The organism is Micromonospora sediminimaris, from assembly GCF_016863575.1.
GTDB lineage: Bacteria > Actinomycetota > Actinomycetes > Mycobacteriales > Micromonosporaceae > Micromonospora > Micromonospora sediminimaris.
Genome location: NZ_BOPD01000016.1, coordinates 136,207 through 154,647, shown reverse-complemented (window position 1 = coordinate 154,647; position 18,441 = coordinate 136,207). Strand labels below are relative to the sequence as shown.

The following is an 18,441-nucleotide window of genomic DNA, read 5'->3' as shown; positions in this document are numbered from 1 at the left end:
TCGGGGGCCATCGGGTCGGCAGGCCGGTGGCAACCATACGGACTCCGAGGTCAGCCGCTCAACCGTGGCGGTGGACGAGCCTCGGGACAACCTGTGGACTCAGGTGGACAACCATGTGCGCAGCGTGTGCACAGGGTGTGGATAACGGATGGGGAATTCTCGCCGGCAAGCCAGTGACCTGCGGAAACACTTTCCCCAGCCTGTGGAGGGAATTTCCGGGTAGGGCTTTGTCCTGAACCTCCCGTAAGATCGGTGCCCTACGGCTACACCTGGACAGCGGATTGCATCTTCGGTTGAGAAGGGTCACGCTCCGGCCGTGAGTTACCGGGACTGGGCACGCGGGGAGGACGGTCCGCGCGAGCGGCGACCGACCGCCTCGTGGGCCGAGCCCGTCGAGGATTCACGGGCCGACCGTTACGGCTCCGCGGTCGAGCGCTACCGCACCCCGAGCCGTCGGCGAGCCGTCGAGCGCGGCCAGGAGGAGCCGGCCGAGCCGTATCTGCCGCGCTGGGCGCTGGAGTCGGGAGTCAGCAGCGTCGATGGTGGCGGTCGGCATGCCGCGCCGGACGACGATGACGATGACGACCGGCCGCGCTACGGCGATGGCGGCTGGCGAGCATCGGGGGCTTCCGCTTCCCGGGCCAGTCGGAGCCGGCGCTCCCCTGAAGCTGATTGGCGTGATCCGCCACCCCGCGCCATCGCCTCGTCGCCAGCGGTGGCGCCGCAGTCCGACCACACCCGTGAGTGGACCTTCGACCGTCCACAGGAGGAGGGGTACGTCGGCAGCCGCCGAGCCGAGGAGGACGATCCGGTCTCGGGTGTGGCGCCACAGAGTCGGCCTCGCCGCGCACAGTCCCGCCAACGCCAGGTGACCTGGTCCGGCCTGGAGGACGAGGGTCAGCAGACCTCCGACTCGGAGCCGGCCGCCGACCCGACGCCTCGACGTCGGCGGCGGGCGGTGGAGCCGGCGCCCGGTCCGGCGGTGGACCCGTGGGAGCGGGCGGCGGAACCGTGGGAGCGGACGGCGGAGCCAGCACCGCCCCGACCTGCGGTGGATCCGTGGGATGCCTCAGGTCTGCACGCCTGGGAGCAGCCCGCCGGCCGGGATCGTCGTGCCGATTCCAGCCCGGTCGATCCCTGGGACGCCGACAGTACGAGCCAGTGGCTGCAGTCGTCGCCGTCGGAGCAGTGGCTGGAGCCGGACAGCACGGGTCAGTGGGACCGCGATCCCGCGCTTGATCGACGGGAACGGCAGCGGGACCGCAACAGGTGGGAGGACTACTCCGAGCCGGACCGTTGGGATCGTACGGAGCGTCCCCGGTCGGATGGTGCACCCGGTGCGCAGCAGTGGTCTTGGAGCAGTCGACCCGAGCCGGAGCCGCCGCAGGAGACCTTCTGGCCGGGTACCAGGTTGGCCGGTGACGATCCGCGTTGGGTGGACGCGCCCGCTTCGGCCCCCCGGTCGCCGGTGGTGGGCTACACCGCACCGCGTCCCCGCCCGGTGTCACGGCGGCGTACCGCTGCGGTCCCGCCGGCTCGGCCGGTGGGTATGGCGGCGGTACGGCGTCGGATCGAGTCGGTGGGCAACGCCAGTTGGAACCGCCGGCTGGAAGACGACCTGCTTGATCCCGATCCGGGTGGCCCCTGGCTGCCGCTGCTCTACACCGCGGCCTGCTACGTCCTTCCGGCGGTCGTGGTCTTCGTCTGGCTGCTGACCCTGGACGGTGCCCCACCCGTGGGCTGTGTGACCGACATCAGCGGCGGTGGCTGCGAGTCGCCCCGGGCGCGGGCGTTCGGGGCGATGGTGGGCGGGCTGCCGCGCTTCGGCCTGGCCCTGGCCAGCAGCCTGGCGATCGCGACGCTGCTGCGTCGGGTGGGTACGACCTGGCGTCCGACCACTGTGGCGCTCGCTGCCGCCGTGGTGGGTGGCGGTCTCTCGACGGTGATGATCAGCGCGGTGACCGGTCAACCCATCGGTTGATCGCTCATCTGGACGAACGACGACGCAGGGCCCGCACCGGTGGACGGATGCTGTTGGTTAATTCGGGTTCTGCTGCTTCGCCCCGTCGGATCTATCCGGCGGGGCGAAGTTGTGCGAAGTGGCTGATGCGGGTGGCGGCTCGGGGTGTTTCGGTGAGGTGGGCGTCTATCCGGGCGAGGTTCATCGCGGCGCCGGTGAGTTGGTGTTGCAGGGCAGTCTTGTCCAGGCCGCGGTAGCGGGATCTGCGCAGGCCGCAGCGTTGGACGCCTTGGGAGATGGTCCCCTCGACGCCGGCGCGGATCTTGTAGCGGTGTTTCCAGTCGTCGGTCTGCTGTTGTCGTCTGGCGTTGCGGACGGTGTCGTGTTCGGTCCGGTGGCGCAGAGTGAGCTCCCGGCGTTCGGCTTTGGGTGAGCTGACGCAGTCGCGCAGGCTGGGGCAGACGCGGCAGTCGGCGGGGTTGAACCGGACCCGGATCACCGGCAGGCCGTGCTGGGAGCGCCGATGATGCCATTGCGTGCTGGTGACGCCGGTGGGGCAGGTCACCTGCTGCCGGTCCCAGTCGATAGTGAAGGCGTCCTGCCCGTGGCGGCTGCCGCGTTGCGTCGTGGTGTCGGCGCCGATAGGCCCCTGCAGGTCGACGTCGTATTGGGTGCGGGCAGCCACAACTTGAGCGGCGTTGGGGTATCCGGCATCGACCCAGTGCTCCGCGGGTAGGCAGTCACGCCCGGCGAGACCGGCGTGGATCACCTCTGCCATCACGCTGTCCGCGACGGTGGCGCAGGTGGTGGCCACGTTCGTGACCAGGTTCGGGGCGTCCGGCTCACAGGCCTCGGTGAGGTGGACCTTGTATCCGTCCCAGCAGGTGTCCCGCTTGACGCTGCCGCGTGCCTCGGCGTCATGCGGGGTGACCAGGCGTATCGCGCCCGGCGGCCGGTCTTTTGGGTCCCGCCGTCGCACCTCGCCCTCGACCAGGTGGAAGTGCTGGACCCACACCTGCCGCAGGATCTCCACCGCCTCCAGCTCCCGCGCCTGCTCAGGCGAACCGGCCGAGAACACCACCTCCAGCAGCCGCATACCGTCCGCCCCGACCCGCAACCCCACCTCGTCGCGCTTGGCACGTGCCTTGGGGAAGCGGGAGTCCTCTGCCCTGGTGGCGTAATGCCTTGAACCAGTCCGCCTCGGCCACCTCCGCCAGCCAGCCCGGAACATCCCGAGCGAGCGCGTTCAACGCCGCACGCAGTGTCTCGACGACCATCTCCAACCAACACAACTCACGAGCCGCCGACACCACGTGCGTGGAGTCGGTCCTGGCCCGACCCGTCGTCTTCAGCAGCCCCTTCTCCCGGGCTGCGGCCAACACGCCGTCCAACACCCGCCGCCCCGCGTCCGCCTGCACCAGCCGGTCCCTGAACTCCGACAACACCGAGAAGTCGAAGCCCGGATCATCCAGCTCCAGCCCCAAGGCGTACTTGAAATCGATCCTGGCCCGCACCGCCTCCGCGGCCTGCCGATCGGTGAGCCCCTCAACGAACTGCAACACCAACACCACCACCAACCGGCCCGGTGACCAGGCAGGCTTCCCCCGGACCGGGAACAAGTCCGCGAAATCAGCGTCGGTGAACAACACCCCCAACTCGTCCCGCACCCGAATCGCCAGGCCGCCCTTCGGGAACGCGGCCCGCGCCACCCGCACCGTCCCCGCCGGGATCTCCCCCAACGCCCGCGACCGCATCGACACCCGCAACCCACCCCACTACGCAAACGTCGGCCTTCAAGACCACAACCAGGTCTTGAAGGCCGACGTCACGCAGAACCCGAATTAACCAACAGCATCCGGTGGGCGGTGCGGGCCCTACGTCATTCGCCGGCCGGGACTCAGCCCTGCACGACGTTGAGGTTGAACGTGGCGGTCACCTCGGGGTGCAGCTTGATCCGCACCGGGTGCGACCCGATCGACTTGACGTGGCCGGAAACCTCCAGCCGCCGCCGGTCGAGGGCCGGACCACCGGCCGCCTTGACGGCATCGACGATCTCGGCCGGGGTGACCGAGCCGAAGAGTCGGCCACCTTCACCGGCGCGGGCCTTCAGGGTCACCTTGAGGGCCTCGAGCTGTGCCTTCACCTCGTTGGCGTGATCCAGGTCGCGGATCTCGCGGGCCGAACGGGCCCGCTTGATGAGGGTGACCTGCTTTTCCGCGCCCTTGGTCCAGGCGATCGCGAAGCCCTGCGGGAGCAGGTAGTTACGGCCGTAGCCGTTCTTGACCTCCACGATGTCGCCCGGGGCACCGAGCCCGGACACCTCCTGAGTCAGGATGATCTTCATGTCGGTGCCTCTCTCAGCGGGCCGTCGCGGTGTACGGCAGGAGCGCCATCTCACGGGCGTTCTTGACCGCACGGGCGATCTGCCGCTGCTGCTGCGAGGTGACGCCGGTCACCCGCCGAGCGCGGATCTTGCCGCGGTCGGAGATGAACTTGCGCAGCAGCGCGGTGTCCTTGTAGTCGATGTACGTGATCCCGTCCTTGTCGAGCGGGTTCACCTTCTTCTTCGGCTTGCGCAGTGCCGCAGCCTTCGCCATTGCTCTTGCTCCTGGTTTACGATCACGGGCGCTCGGCGCCATTAGAACGGAGGCTCCTCGTCGAAGTTGCCGCCACCCGAACGTGAGGGGGCCGGTGCGGCCGAAGCCCAGGGGTCGTCGAAGTTGCCTCCGCCGCCCTGGCCACCACCGCCACCACTACCGAAGCCGCCGCCACCGCCGCCGGACCGGGACATCTTCTGCACCTTCGCCGTGGCGTAGCGCAGTGACGGGCCGATCTCGTCGACCTCCAGCTCGATGACGGTGCGCTTCTCACCCTCGCGGGTCTCGTAGGACCGCTGACGCAGCCGACCCGAGACGATCACGCGGGCGCCGCGCTGTAGCGACTCCGCCACGTGCTCGGCGGCCTGCCGCCAGACGGTGCACGAGAGGAACAACGGCTCGCCGTCCTTCCACTCACCGGAGGCCTTGTCCATGAACCGGGGCGTCGAGGCGACCCGGAACTTGGCGACCGCGGCACCGGAGGGGGTGAACCGCAACTCGGGGTCATCGGTCAGGTTGCCGATGACCGTGATGGTGGTGTCTCCTGCCATGACCAACTCCTCGCGCGCTCATCCGTTCCGCCGTACAGGTTCTCAGAACCCTCCGACAGTGACGGTGAGGCTGTTCCGGATGGGGCCGGGGTGGGTTTGCTAGCGCATTTCCGGCCGGAGGACCTTCGTACGCAGCACGGACTCGTTGAGCCGCAGCTGGCGGTCCAGCTCGGCCACCGCCTCCGGCGTCGCCTGGAGGTCGATGACGGCGTAGATGCCCTCGGCCTTCTTGTTGATCTCGTAGGCGAGGCGCCGGCGGCCCCACACATCGGTCTTCTCCACCGAGCCACCCGCGGTCCTGATCACGTTCAGGTACGTGTCGAGCGACGGGGCGACGGTGCGCTCCTCGAGGCTGGGGTCGAGGATCACCATGATTTCGTAATGACGCAAGACGTGCTCACCTCCTGTGGGCTAGGCGGCCACGGTCCTTCCGTGGCAGGAGGTCGTGCGTCGTGGCCCGTTCCGGTATCGGGGGAACCCGACCGGGGACGGACAACCGGTCCAGGATACCCGGCCCTGACGATCACCATCACCGAGGTGACGGGCAGAGCGAACCGGGGGTCCGTGCCGACGTCGCTGTCGGCACGGACCCCCGGCCACGGGCCGCGGGGCGCCTGGTCCGCATTCCTTGGGTGGGACCTGGGGAGGAACGACCACACCGATGAGGTTGGACCGGAGACGCCCCGCGGAGCTTTATCACGTTGTTACCTGACGTTATCGTGGCAGCCGGTGCTTCATGGGGCAAATACCAAAATTGCTGACATTTTTGTCCCGAGTGCTGTTGTGTCGTCTTGACCTGAGGATCCATTGGCATCAACGACTGCCACCGGGTGCCGGTGACGCGGCCAGGTAGCGGGCGGTCGGCCCGCCCGTCGGTGGCGGGACGTAGGCTCGCCTGCATGCGTATCGGAGCCCACGTCGATCCGACCGACCCGCTGGCGGAGGCGACCGCCCGAGCAGCGGACGCCGTGCAGTTCTTTCTCTCCGACCCTCAGGGCTGGAAGTCGCCGCAGCCCCGCTCCGACGCGGCAGCGCTGACCGGTGCCGATGTCGACGTCTACGTGCACGCGCCGTACGTCATCAATGTCGCCACCGGCAACAACCGCATCCGCATCCCCAGCCGCAAGCTGCTGCTCGCGCACGCGAAAGCGGCCGCGGCGATCGGCGCCAAGGGCCTGGTGGTGCATGGCGGGCACGTGAACGCCGGTGACGACCCGGCGACCGGGTTCGACAACTGGCGCAAGGCGCTGTCGTACGCGGCCGAGTCGGGCGGCTTCGGGCTTCCGGTGCTGATCGAGAACACCGCCGGTGGCGAGAACGCCTGCGCCCGGCGGCTCGATGCGCTCGCCCGGCTCTGGGACGCCGTCGGTGACCAGGAGGTCGGTTTCTGCCTCGACACCTGCCACGCCCATGCCGGCGGGGAGGAACTGCTCGGCCTGGTCGATCGGGTGAAGGCGATCACCGGCCGGATCGACCTGGTACACGCCAACAATTCCAAGGACGGGTTCGGGTCGGGTCGGGATCGCCACGACAACCTGTCGGGCGGCACGATCGACCCGGAGCTCCTGGTTGCGGTGATCCGCGCGGCGGACGCGCCGGTCATCGTGGAGACGCCGGGAGGCGTCGAGGGGCAGGGCAACGACATCGCCTTCCTGCGTCGGCAACTCGACGGGGAGACCGGAGCACGATGACCACGGACCAGTCCGCCCCCGGCGGCCCCAGGCCGACCTCGCGCAACGCTCGGGCCACCGGTGGTCCGGCGCCCGGCGGCACCGACCAGCGGTACCGGCGCGACCCGGGCGACGAGGTCCGGGCGAGCGCCTCCGACGAGGCTGGCCAGGGCAAGGCCACCGGGAGCGGCCCGGCCGACGCGGATCGCACGACACGGAAGCGCACCAGCGCCGACGATGCTCCGGGCAAGAATGCTGCCGAGAAGGCCCCCGCTGGCAAGGCCGCCGACCAGGGTGGGGTTGCCGCGGGCAAGGCCGCCGCCACAGGCAAGGTTGCCGACCAGGACGAGGTCGCCCTGGGGAAGACCACCGATCAGGACAAGGCCGAGGCCGGGAGCGAGGCCGAAGCCAAGAGCAAGGTCGGCGACGAGGACGGGACAGGGCAGCAGGACGAGGCTGGAAAGAAGGACAGGGGCAGGAAGAAGGCGAGCGGTGGTGGGGCCGGCGCGGGCGACAGCGGCACGCCCGATGGCAAACCGGCAACGGACGGAAGTAAGCCCGACGGCACTCCGGCGGAGGGTGAAAGCAAGCCGGATCCGTGGGCCGCTTTCGGGCCCGCACCCGAGCCGGTGCCCACCTGGTACGGGCGGCTGGGCCGGTGGGCCAGCCGGCTGCTGATCCACGAGTGGACGCTGGCCGCCATCGCGTCGCTGGCGCTGGCCGTGCTGATGACCTGGCCGACGCTGCGTTACCCGGCACACACGCTGCCGCAGGACTACTGGGACCCGAGCCTCCAGGCCTGGCAGATGGCCTGGTCCGGGCACATCCTGCTGACCGAACCGGCCCAGCTCTGGCACGCAAACGCGTTCTTCCCGGAACGGTGGAGTTTCGCCTTCTCGGACACCCTGCTCGGGTACGCGCCGGCCGGCATGATCGGCAGCGGCCCCGAGGCCGCCCTCGTTCGCTACAACATCATGTTCGTGCTGGCGCACGCCCTCGCCACCTTCGGCGCGTACGTGCTGGCCCGGCAACTCGGCGCGAGCCGGACGGGTTCCGCGGTGGCCGGCGTCGCCTACACCTACGCGCCGTGGCTGCTGGCCCAGGCCGGCCACCTGCACGTGGTCTCCAACGGCGGCATTCCGCTGGCGCTGGCCATGCTGGCCCGGGGCCACGGCTGGTCGCTGCGGCACGGCTACCGACCGGAGCGCCGGCACGAGGGCTGGGTGTACGCCGGCTGGCTGGTCGCCGCCTGGCAGCTGAGCCTCGGGTTCGGGATCGGCCTGCCGTTCGCGTACGTGCTCGCCGGCACCGTGCTGGTGGCCGCCGTCATCTGGTACGCGAAACGAATCTTCTGGCGGCTCAAGCGCCCCTTCGGCCAGCGGTTGTTCGTCGCCGACCTGATCGGCGGGCTGATCTTCGCAGGGGTGGGCGTCCTGATGGCCATCCCGTACTTCACCGTCACCCAGCTGCACCCCAACGCGGAACGGACGATCGGCGACATCGCCGTCTTCTCGCCACCCGCCTCCGGTTTCGTCACCGCCCCGGCCGAGTCCCGCCTCTGGGGTGGGCTGCACGAAGGTGCCCGGTCGCTACTGCCGTGGCACCCGGAGATGACATTGCTGCCCGGCTTCGTGCTGTACGCGCTGGCCCTCGGCGGGCTGTTCTTCTCCATCTGGAAGGTCCGCCAACGGCTCCTGCTGCTCGCCGGGGTGCTTGTCGCGATGGCTCTGTCGATGGGTACCGAACTGTTCGGCGGTCGCTTCACCTACGTACCGCTCTTCGACCATCTGCCCGGCTGGAGCGGCATCCGGACGCCGGGCCGGTTGATGCTCTGGGCCACATTGTTGCTCGGGCTGCTCGCGGCGGGGGCGGTCAGCGCGTTCGCCGAGCGGGTCCGGGAGATCTCCGCCGAACGGATCCCCTCATGGCCGAGCCCCTGGCTGCGCCTGGCGACCCTGGTGCCGCTGCTGTTGGTGATCGCCGAGGGCACCAACACCACACCTCATCCGGTGGTGCCGGCGCAGCCAGCGGCGATGCGTTCGGTCGACGGCCCGCTGCTCGTGCTGCCCAGCGGGCAGAACCACGACCAACCGGTGATGCTGTGGTCGACCACGCGATTCCAGGACATCGTCAATGGCGGCAGTGGTTTCACCCCACGTCAGCTCGATGACGTACGCCGGGTCACCATGACCTTTCCCGACCAGACCAGCGTCGACTACCTGCGCACGCTGGGCGTGCACAACGTGCTGGTGCTGCGCGACGAGATCGCCGGCACCCCGTGGGAGGTCAGCGTCGACGCACCCGTCGACGGGCTGGGCATCACCCGCGAGGAGATCGACGACGTCGTCGTCTTCCGCCTCTGAACGTCAAGCGTCACCGGGTCACGTGGTGGCGGCCACCGGCGTCGGCGTCGGTTCGACGGCCCGGCGGTTCCGCCATCGGTCGAGCCAAGGGGCATCGGGAGTGCCGTCGAGCAGGCCGCCGTCCGGGTCGTCGGCGTAGGTGCGACGTACCGCGTCCTGCTCCGGGTGCAGGATCTCGCGTACGACCAGGAAGACCAGGGCCACCACGGCGGCGAGGCGCAGGCTCGCGGCCAGCACGAAGACGCCCTCCGGGAAGACCGGTGTGCCGGTCGACGCGCCGAGCAGCTGGCCGTAGAAGGCGATGAAGTAGCAGACCTCGGCGGCCTGCCAGACGAGGAACGCTCCCCACCTGGGCCGGGCGAGCACCACCAGCGGCAGCAGCCAGAGCACGAACTGCTGCGACCAGACCTTGCTGAAGATCAGGAAGGCGGCGACCACCAGGAAGGCGAGCTGGGCGAGTCGGGGACGTCGCGGTGCCAGCAACGCCAGCGCGCCGATGCCGAGGCAGGCCAGCCCGAACAGGGCGTACGACAGGTAGTTGAGCGTGGGGATGTTGGCGTCCAGCCACTGGAAGGGCCCGATGCTGGCGGGGTCGCCGAACTTCCCGTCCAGGTAGCGACCGATGTACCAGAAGGTGCCCCAGTCGATCGGACGCGTGGTGTTCAGCTCGAAGAAGCGGTCCCAGTTGTCCCGGTACGGGATCGCCGCCGGTAGGTTCACCAGCACCACCGTCACCGCGGCGGTGGCGATGGACAGCAGCGCGGCCCGGATCCGGTTGGCGCGTAACGCGAGCACCAGGATCGGCCCGAGAATGAACAACGGCCACATCTTCGCCGCGCCACCGAGCCCGAGCAGCACTCCGGAGAATGCCACAAGCATCGTCCCCTTCGGGCCCGGCCCGGAGCGCGCCCAGGCCAGCAGGCCCAACGCGGCGAGCCCGATGGCGAGAAAGTCCCAGTTGACGGTGGCGGTGAGCAGCAGCGCCGGGGCGAGCGCAAAGAGCGCGGCATCCCAGGGGCGGCGACGGCGCAGCGCCAGGATCACCGCCACGGTGACCACCGCGAGCGCACCGAGCACCAGGGCGTTCAGGTTGTAGAACCACTGGCCCTGGTTCATGTCGGGGTTGCCGTCGCCGGCCGAGTGGACCGGCAACCCGAGCGCCCCCATGAAGTACCCGGTCAGCACCGGGTACTCGACCGGGTGGTCCCGGTAGGGCACCGCCCCCTCATTGAGCCGTTCGGCGTAGTAGAGCGCCAACACGTCGGTGTAGCAGAAGCGGGTGTACTGCTCGTTGTTCACCCAGGCGCCATCCTGACAGGGCGACTTCTGCACCCAGTGCAGGGTCAGCGTCAGGCAGGTCAGCGCCAGGACGATCCGTACCGCCGTCCAGAACCGATTCTCCGCGCCGACGGGCCGGTCGCGGGCGACCGCGTGGTCACCGAGCGGGCCGCCGATCAGCCCGGAGAGCCCCCGGACGAAGCCGTCGGAGCGGGACGGGTGATCGGAGGCACCCGATTCATCGATGCCTGGCGTCGACTTCGTGCTCATGACCGTGCATCCTGCCGTATCCGGCGACCGCGTTGAAGCCGAAACCACAGCGAATCCCCGAGGCACTGCCGCCGGCCGAGGGATGGGCACTTCAGTCACCTGGGCACCGGCGACCGACGCTCGGCAATCGACCCTCGGCGCTCGCGGTCTGCGGCATGTCGCGGTATCCCGGACACCGGAAACCCCGACATGCCGCATCTGACGAGCCAGTACAGCGCTGCGGGCGGCCGGAATGGTTCTCCGGCCGCCCGTGGCGTCAGCGGGAGCTACTCCCGGCTCGTCGTCCTGGGTGGTAGCAGACCGCCACCGCCACCGCCCTGCTCTTGATCACGATCGGGCGGGCCGCCCGGGTTGTTGCCACCGTTGTCCCCACCGCCGGGGCCGCCATTGTTCCCACCATTGAGCTGGCAGAGGAAGTCAATGGGATTGCAGTTCTGCTGGTTGCCGCCCGGCGGGGGCGGTGGCGGGGCGGGCTCCTCGCCGTTTCCGGCGTCCTGATCGCCCACCCCGGTCACGTCGGGCAGGTCGGACGGGTCGTAGCCCTTCAGCGCGTCGTCCATGTACCGCTTCCACAGCGCGGCGGGGATGTTGCCACCGCCGACGTTGCTGCCGTTGCGGTCGACGATCGCCGGCTTCTTCGGGTCGCGGCTGCCGATCCACACCGCGGTGGCCACGTTCTCGTCGTAACCGACCATCCAGGCGTGCGCGTTCTTGTCGGTCTTGCCGTGCTGCCAGGTGCCGGTCTTGCCGGCGGCTTCGCGGTTCACCAGGCTGGCATTGTTCTTACCGGGGATCTCCTTGAGCACCGCGGTCACCTCGTCGGCGACCTCCGGCCGGATCACCTGCTGCGGCTTGAGCTTCTCGCCGGCGCCGCGCACCTTGTCCCACTTGCCGGTGGCCTTGTTCTGCTTCTCCACCATCCGGACGAAGTGCGCCTTGTTGTACTTGCCCTTGTTCGCGAGGGTGGCCAGGCCGTTGGCGTGGTCCAGAACCGTGACCGGATACTGGCCGTAGCCAATTACCCGGTCGAACTTGCTCGGTGCGAGTTCTTCGGGCTTCTCCTTCGTCAGGTCGTAGACCTTCTGCTTGTCGTCCCACATGGTGCGGATGCCGGCGCGGCGGGCCATGTCGAGGACCTTGTCGGGGCCGATGTCCTCGGTCACGTGGAAGAACGGCACGTTGTACGACTGCACCGTCGACTCCTGCAGGGTGCACCACTTCTTGCAGCCGGCGTTCCGGCCAGCGTTCACGATCGGATCGTCAAAGCCCTCTGGCTTGAACGGGGTGGCGTCCCAGTGCGACTTGACCGAGATTTCCGCGTCAATTGCCGCGGCCAGGGTGTAGACCTTGAACGACGAGCCCGGCGGGTGACCACCGACGAGGTTGCCGTTCTGATCCGTGTTGAGGCCGGCGTAGTCGAAGTCGGCACCACTGTCACCACCGTAGTAGGCGAGCACGCGGCCGGTCTTCGGGTCGACGGAGACCACCGCCGCCATCAGGTTCTTCGGCTGCCCCTTGAGCACCGAGCCCTTACGATCCGGCTGGGCCGCCGCCTCCAGCGCCTTCTGCATCTTCGGGTCGATGGTGGTGGTGATCCGGTAACCGCCCTCGCGCAGCTCGTCCACGCAGCTGGGCATGCCCTCGGCACCGGAGTTGGAGCAGAGGCCCCACTCCTCCATCTCCTTGCGGACGTAGTTGATGACGTTGCCGCGCGGAGTGGCGACCCCGAAGCCGTTGTCCTTCTTCGACTTCTCGACCTTCGGGTACTCGGTGGGCCGCTCCGGCTTGCCCGGGGCGTTGAGCCAGCCCTCCTCGACCATCCCGTTGACGACGTACTCCCACCGGGACTTCGCGTCGACCTCGTTGGTCTCCGGGTCGAAGCCCTTGTGGGTGGCGCTGGCGACCGGCTGCTTGATCAGCGCGGCGAGCACCGCGCCCTGCGCCACCGTCAGCTTCTTCGCGCTGGTGTCGAAGTACGTCTGGGCCGCCGCCTCGATGCCGTACGCACCACGACCGAAGTAGATCACGTTGAGGTAGTTCTCCATGATCTGGTCTTTGGTGTAGTTGTCGTTCAGTTTGGAGGCGAGGATCGCCTCCTTCACCTTCCGCGCGTAGCTGTCGTCCTGGAGGTTCTCGTAGGCGTTGCGGGCGTACTGCTGGGTGATGGTCGAGGCGCCCTGCTTGTCGCCGCCGGAGAGGTTGTTCCACGCGGCCCGGGCGATGCCCTTGTAGTCGACGCCCGAGTGCCGGTAGAAGTTCCGGTCCTCGGCGGCGGCCACGGCGTCCCGCACATGCTGGGGGATTTGGTCGATGGTGACGAAGGTGCGGTTCTCGTTGCCGAGCTTGGCGACAAGCGTCTTGCCGTCCTTGGCGTAGACGGTGGTGGACAGCGGCAGCGGGATCTCCTTGGGCAGCACCACGTTCGTCGAGTAGTAGGTGAACCCGACCACGCCGATGCCGGCCAGCATGATGAAGACCGCGAAGCCGGCGATCAGCATGTTCATCCGCTTGCGCTTGCGGGCGCGGGCCACCGCACCCGGATCACGGCCACCGCGACCGGGCCGGGTTGGTCCACCCGGTCCGCCAGGGCCACCCGGTCCCCCGGGGCCACCGACGCTGGCCCGGGCCACCGCGGCCCGACCGCCGACGCCACCCACGGATGCCGAGCCAACACTCGCGCGACCGGCCGATGCCGCGCCGACAGCGGCGGCGCCGACCGAGGCACGACCAGGACCGGCCGGGGACACCGGCACCGAGGCACGGCCGGCACGGCCAGGCGCGGGCGAGACCGGCACCGAGGCCCGACCGGGACCAGCCGGCGACACGGGCACCGAGGCACGGCCGGGGACTGCTGGCGAGACCGGCACGGAGGCGCGGCCGGGGCCGGCCCGGCCGACCGACGCCGCGCCGGCGGAACCGCCCCGCGGCGGAACGCTCGCCGAGCCGCCGACCGAGGCGCGTCCGCCGACCGAGGCACGGGCCGACGGGCCGGATGTCTCCGGCCCGGTCGACCAGTTGACTCCGCGCGGTTCACCACCCGGGCGGCGGTACGCGTCGTCCGCCTGCCCCGAGTCGTCCTGGCCCGGAATCCAGGCCCGGCCGCGCGAGGAGCTGGGATCGCCGTACGAGTTCATTCCTCACACCCTGCCGTCGCGGTGGGGCGCAGTCGCACCGCCACCGGTTTGCCGTGAGTTGTGACACCTGCGAGCCCGGCACGGGGGTGCCGTGGTACCGGCGTCAGATCCGCATCAATCGGACCATTCAGACCTACAAGCCGTCGGCCACCCCAGCCGCGTCGCACGCGACCGGGGTCAGCCGATCGAGCTCGAATCACCGTTGCGCCTCTCGCCTTCGCCGGACACCCGTTCCGTCAGCGGTCATGCCGCTCGCCTCACCGTGCTCCGGGTCGCCGTCGGCGACGCCGGTCAGACCGTCCCGCCCGAGCAGGTACTGCTCGGCGAGATGGTTCCAGTCACAGCCGAGGCACACCTCCACCACGAAGACCTGGAACTCACGCAGCGTCATCGCCAGCACGGTCAGCTCAGCCACATTACGGGCTTGGCCGGCCGATTGCTTGAGTTCGTCCCCGTAAATGTAGTGGACCAGGGTCAGGTTCTCGCTGCGGCAGATCGGGCACCGCTCGTCGGTGGACTCGCCGTGGAACCGAGCCGCGTTCTTCAGGTAGGGCGACGCGTCGCACAGGTCATAGGTGCCGACGCGGCCGGCGAGGAGCTCACGCAGCGCCGCTCGCTTTCGGAGCGAGTAGTCGACGACCTGGCGCTGCGTACGCATGCGGGAAAGGGTACGCGGTCTCTTCTGACGAGGCGACCACCGTGACGATCCGTGACCGGAGGACATCAGAACGGGGGTTTGCCCAGACCGGAACGAGAGGCTACGGTGCGATGTATCGGTCCGATACATCGTGGCGGTTAGCGCTCCACGCACAGGGTAAAGGGAGGGTGGCCGGTGCTCGAACTCGCCATCCTCGGCCTGTTGCAGGAGGCCCCGATGCACGGCTACGAGCTGCGCAAGGAGCTCACCGCCAAGCTCGGGGCGATCCGCGCCGCCATAAGTTACGGCTCGCTCTATCCGACCCTGCGCCGGCTGCAGGCGGCGGGATGGATCACCGAGGCCGACGAGACACCCGCCACCGCCGAGGAGGTTCCCGCGCTGACCAGCCGACGAGGTCGGGTGGTCTACGAAATCACCGCGGAAGGAAAGGAACGCTTCGCCCAGCTCATCGCACAGACCGGGCCGGAGACGTACGGCGACACCGGTTTCGGTGTGCACTTCGCGTTCTTTTCCCGAACCGACCAGGCGACCCGACTTCGCATCCTGGAAGGTCGCCGCCGCACGATCGAGGAACGTCGCGAGGGCCTTCGCGACATGCTGGGCCGGGCGGCCGAGCGCCTCGACGCGTACACCCTGGAGCTGCAGCGCCACGGCCTGGAGGCCTGTGAGCGTGAGGTCCGCTGGCTGGAGGAGCTCATCGCCAACGAGCGCTCCGGCCGTGCCCCGACGGTCCCGCACGACGGGACGGCCGGCGGCCCACGACAAGACAACAGCCCGCCTCCGCCTGGTGAGACCAGGACAGAGCGGCCGTGACAATGAAGAAGGAGGCACACGCGATGGGCTCCGTCCGCGTCGCCATCGTCGGTGTGGGTAACTGCGCCTCGTCCCTGGTACAGGGCGTCGAGTACTACCGGAATGCCGACCCCAACGACCGCGTCCCGGGTCTCATGCACGTCACCTTCGGCGACTACCACGTCTCTGACGTGCAGTTCGTCGCGGCGTTCGATGTCGACGCCAAGAAGGTGGGCATGGACCTCGCGGAGGCGATCGTCGCCAGCGAGAACAACACCATCAAGCTCTGCGACGTGCCGCCGACCGGCGTCACCGTGCAGCGCGGCCCGACCTTCGACGGCCTCGGCCAGTACTACCGCGAGATCGTCGAGGAGTCGGACGCCACGCCGGTCGACGTGGCCAAGGCGCTGCGCGACGCGCAGGTCGACGTGGTCGTCTCGTACCTGCCGGTCGGCTCGGAGCAGGCCGACAAGTTCTACGCCCAGGCCGCGATCGACGCCGGCTGCGCGTTCGTCAACGCCCTGCCGGTCTTCATCGCCTCCGACCCCGAGTGGGCGCAGAAGTTCACCGACGCGGGCCTGCCGATCGTCGGCGACGACATCAAGAGCCAGGTCGGCGCCACCATCGTGCACCGCGCCCTGGCGAAGCTGTTCGAGGACCGAGGCGTCGAGCTGCTGCGTACGTACCAGCTCAACTTCGGCGGCAACATGGACTTCATGAACATGCTGGAGCGCAACCGCCTGGTCTCGAAGAAGATCTCGAAGACCCAGTCGGTGACCTCCCAGGTGCCGCACGAGATGGCCAAGAGCGACGTGCACATCGGCCCGTCCGACCACGTGCCGTGGCTGGACGACCGCAAGTGGGCGTACATCCGCCTGGAGGGCCGCTCGTTCGGTGACACGCCGCTCAACGCCGAGCTGAAGCTCGAGGTGTGGGACTCGCCGAACTCGGCCGGTGTCATCATCGACGCCGTCCGGGCCGCGAAGATCGCGCTGGACCGGAAGATCGGCGGCCCGATCCTGTCGGCCTCGTCGTACTTCATGAAGTCCCCGCCCGTGCAGTACGCCGACCACGACGCGCATGCCGCCGTCGAGGCGTTCATCGCCGGCGAGGTCGAGCGCTGACGCGCCGACCACCAGCAACGGATTGACGATGTAGCTAATAGCACTCGAGGGCCGGGTCCGCTAGGACTCGGCCCTCGAGGTTTATTACACACGGGGCAACACGACCATGCATTGACCGAGTATGATGCACTTTCAGGAGGCTGGGGAAACGGATCTACAAGAGAAGGTGGTCCATGCACATTCGACGTAAGTTGATTGCCATGACTATGCTGATGTCCACACTCGTGCTCGCGTCCCCACCTACCGCAGCCCAGGCTGCCGCCTGGGATTGCCCCTCGGGAAGTCTCTGCATCTGGACAGGCACCTATGGAACGGGTTCCCGGTGCGCATGGTCGAACGCAGACAACGATTGGTACGGCGGCTCGGTTGCCTGTTCATGGGCAAGCAGTCGGCCTTACCGGTCCGTCTGGAATCGAGGTACCAGTAGCAGTTACTTTGGCGTATGGATCTACGGCGGCGCTAACTACACCGGTAGTTACGATTGCATCCCACAAGGCGATCGGCATTCTGCCAGCGAAGGGTACGCGCGGTCGCATCGGTGGCGGACCAATGCCTGCTGGTGAGACACTTGGATCAAGACCCCCGGTTAGTAGCGAGCGCCAGTTGTGCGTGCCGGTTTGACATTGAAATGGCGTATGGCTACTACATGCCAGCCTGAAATTGACGCCACCAGTGCCTTGGGGTCGGGCTCCACGTAGCCGGCCCCACAGGCATTCGATGGCGGAATCGCGAGCTTTGACCTCTCGCCGGGCCGAAGGTCGTTTATGCTGGTTCGCTGTGCCCTTGAGTGGACCAGCAGCCCCGCCAACGCCCGGTTCGTACGGTTGGCCCGCACCGCCTCCCGCTGCTGCCCCGACCACCGCCTATAATCACAGGTCGTGGCAGCGGACATTAGTGGCTCTCATGGGTGCGGCCCTATGCTTCTGCCTCTTCGCATGCGCGCCCCCGAGCAGTGGTCCGTCATCCAGATCAAATATAAGCACCAAGATGCCGTCGGTGGCCGAGGCCCGCTGTGCCGCCGCGGCGTCCGCACTGCCGGAGACCGCGACGAAAGCGCCCGCCCCGTCCGGCGTGTCGACCGCACCGGTACCGCTGGGCACCGGACATCCGATGGCCGATGAACGGGTACGTGAGGAGATGCTCCGCCGTCAGCAGGCCGCCAACGACGCCTTCCGGCAGCGCGGCACGCTCGAACCCGACACGGCTGCCGGCGCTCGGGCTTGTGCCACCGAGGTGCTCAAGGGCCTGAATCTGCTGACCGCCGGCGGCCGGGACGAGCCCGACGAGGACGCAGTACGGCGGGCGGTGACCGCCACCGGCCTCACCGACGTGGTCGTCAGGCCGCCCGGGCGGCTCGATCTGGGCCCCGGCGACGGGCTGATCTTTGCGGGGTGGACCGGCCGGGCGTGTGTCTTCGGCAGCGTCCGCCAGGACGACATCACGGTGGAGATCGGCACCCGGATCGCCGACGGTGGTTGCCTGCCCGCGCCGGACTGATCAGGACCAGGCGCGTTGCAGGGCCACCCGGGCCTCCAGCTCCAGCAGTTTGACCTTGCGGTCCAGGCCACCACCGAAGCCGACCAGTTTCCCGCCCGCACCGATGATGCGGTGACACGGCACGATCACCGGGATGGGGTTGCGGTTGCAGGCCACACCGACCGCTCGGGCCGCTCCCGGGTCACCGACCCGCCGGGCCACCTCGCCGTAGGTAAGTGTCTCGCCGTACGGGATGCGGGTCATCTCCCGCCACACCGCCCGCTCGAAATCGGAGCCACGCGACACGGTCACCGGCACCCCGAAGTCGGTCAGCTCGCCGGCGAAGTACGCGCGCAGTTGCGCCACCGCCCGTCGGGAGGTCTCGTCAGCCGGCTCGGTCGTCCCGTCACCGACCGGACCGAAACGCGCCCCGCAGACGCTGCCCCCGTCGGTGGCCACGGAGAACTCCCCGATCGGTGAGTCGAGCACGGTCCAACGCATCCCGCCATTCTCCACTCGTGTGCAGGGGCCGCAACGGCGAGCGCCCGCCGGAGCCTCCCGGGTCTCC

General features: G+C 68.9%; 15 protein-coding genes and 1 pseudogene. 7 read left to right on the top strand and 9 right to left on the bottom strand.

What is annotated here, in order from left to right; translation table 11 throughout:
* Window positions 1-316 precede the first annotated feature (316 nt).
* Entirely contained in the window at window positions 317-1,981 is a 1,665-nt protein-coding gene (locus Vse01_RS14580) for a chromosomal replication initiator protein DnaA (protein ID WP_093409376.1), read from the top strand.
* Between the two features lie 91 nt (window positions 1,982-2,072).
* Here the strand turns inward: Vse01_RS14580 and Vse01_RS14575 are convergent.
* From Vse01_RS14575 to rpsF, 5 genes and pseudogenes are all read right to left on the bottom strand, one after another.
* Window positions 2,073-3,720 (bottom strand): annotated as a pseudogene (locus tag Vse01_RS14575) (IS1182 family transposase).
* Between the two features lie 137 nt (window positions 3,721-3,857).
* Complete coding sequence (gene rplI / locus Vse01_RS14570) at window positions 3,858-4,304, bottom strand: 50S ribosomal protein L9 (RefSeq protein WP_093409374.1); 447 nt, start codon at window positions 4,302-4,304, stop codon at window positions 3,858-3,860.
* A 13-nt stretch (window positions 4,305-4,317) separates the two neighbouring features.
* Window positions 4,318-4,557: a 30S ribosomal protein S18 gene (gene rpsR, locus Vse01_RS14565; protein ID WP_007073789.1), complete on the bottom strand. Its 240-nt coding sequence runs from the start codon at window positions 4,555-4,557 to the stop codon at window positions 4,318-4,320.
* Window positions 4,558-4,598: 41 nt separating this feature from the next.
* The gene (locus Vse01_RS14560) at window positions 4,599-5,108 is read right to left on the bottom strand and encodes a single-stranded DNA-binding protein (RefSeq protein ID WP_093409371.1); all 510 of its coding nucleotides are present in this window, start codon (window positions 5,106-5,108) and stop codon (window positions 4,599-4,601) included.
* A 99-nt stretch (window positions 5,109-5,207) separates the two neighbouring features.
* Entirely contained in the window at window positions 5,208-5,498 is a 291-nt protein-coding gene (gene rpsF / locus Vse01_RS14555) for a 30S ribosomal protein S6 (protein ID WP_093409369.1), read from the bottom strand.
* A gap of 509 nt (window positions 5,499-6,007) precedes the next feature.
* Here rpsF and Vse01_RS14550 point away from each other — a divergent pair.
* Together Vse01_RS14550 and Vse01_RS14545 are read left to right on the top strand one after the other, a co-directional pair.
* Complete coding sequence (locus Vse01_RS14550) at window positions 6,008-6,799, top strand: deoxyribonuclease IV (RefSeq protein WP_093409366.1); 792 nt, start codon at window positions 6,008-6,010, stop codon at window positions 6,797-6,799.
* Window positions 6,796-9,141 (top strand): putative glycosyltransferase family protein, encoded by a 2,346-nt coding sequence (locus tag Vse01_RS14545; protein WP_232511403.1) that lies wholly within the window; start codon window positions 6,796-6,798, stop codon window positions 9,139-9,141. Before Vse01_RS14550 ends, Vse01_RS14545 begins: the two co-directional genes overlap by 4 nt.
* 18 nt (window positions 9,142-9,159) lie before the next feature.
* Here Vse01_RS14545 and Vse01_RS14540 read toward each other — a convergent pair whose 3' ends face one another.
* The 3 genes from Vse01_RS14540 to Vse01_RS14530 form a co-directional block, all read right to left on the bottom strand.
* Entirely contained in the window at window positions 9,160-10,689 is a 1,530-nt protein-coding gene (locus Vse01_RS14540; protein WP_093409364.1) for a glycosyltransferase family 87 protein, read from the bottom strand.
* Between the two features lie 266 nt (window positions 10,690-10,955).
* On the bottom strand, window positions 10,956-13,823 hold the full coding sequence (locus Vse01_RS14535) for a transglycosylase domain-containing protein (protein ID WP_093409361.1): 2,868 nt from the start codon (window positions 13,821-13,823) through the stop codon (window positions 10,956-10,958).
* 196 nt (window positions 13,824-14,019) lie between these two features.
* Window positions 14,020-14,481 (bottom strand): DUF5318 domain-containing protein, encoded by a 462-nt coding sequence (locus Vse01_RS14530; RefSeq protein WP_093409359.1) that lies wholly within the window; start codon window positions 14,479-14,481, stop codon window positions 14,020-14,022.
* A gap of 174 nt (window positions 14,482-14,655) precedes the next feature.
* On the opposite strand from Vse01_RS14530, the gene Vse01_RS14525 reads away from it, so the two are divergent.
* From Vse01_RS14525 to Vse01_RS14510, 4 genes are all read left to right on the top strand, one after another.
* Complete coding sequence (locus Vse01_RS14525; protein WP_093409356.1) at window positions 14,656-15,294, top strand: PadR family transcriptional regulator; 639 nt, start codon at window positions 14,656-14,658, stop codon at window positions 15,292-15,294.
* A gap of 23 nt (window positions 15,295-15,317) precedes the next feature.
* Window positions 15,318-16,397, top strand: coding sequence for an inositol-3-phosphate synthase (locus Vse01_RS14520; protein ID WP_093409473.1), 1,080 nt, complete (start codon window positions 15,318-15,320; stop codon window positions 16,395-16,397).
* Window positions 16,398-16,570: 173 nt separating this feature from the next.
* A complete protein-coding gene (locus tag Vse01_RS29800) occupies window positions 16,571-16,960 on the top strand; it encodes a peptidase inhibitor family I36 protein (protein WP_093409353.1) in 390 nt (129 codons plus the stop codon).
* 424 nt (window positions 16,961-17,384) lie between these two features.
* Window positions 17,385-17,894 (top strand): hypothetical protein, encoded by a 510-nt coding sequence (locus Vse01_RS14510; RefSeq protein ID WP_093409351.1) that lies wholly within the window; start codon window positions 17,385-17,387, stop codon window positions 17,892-17,894.
* On the opposite strand, the gene Vse01_RS14505 is transcribed toward Vse01_RS14510, so the two are convergent.
* Entirely contained in the window at window positions 17,895-18,374 is a 480-nt protein-coding gene (locus tag Vse01_RS14505) for a methylated-DNA--[protein]-cysteine S-methyltransferase (RefSeq protein ID WP_093409349.1), read from the bottom strand. It lies immediately after the preceding gene.
* Window positions 18,375-18,441 lie beyond the last annotated feature (67 nt).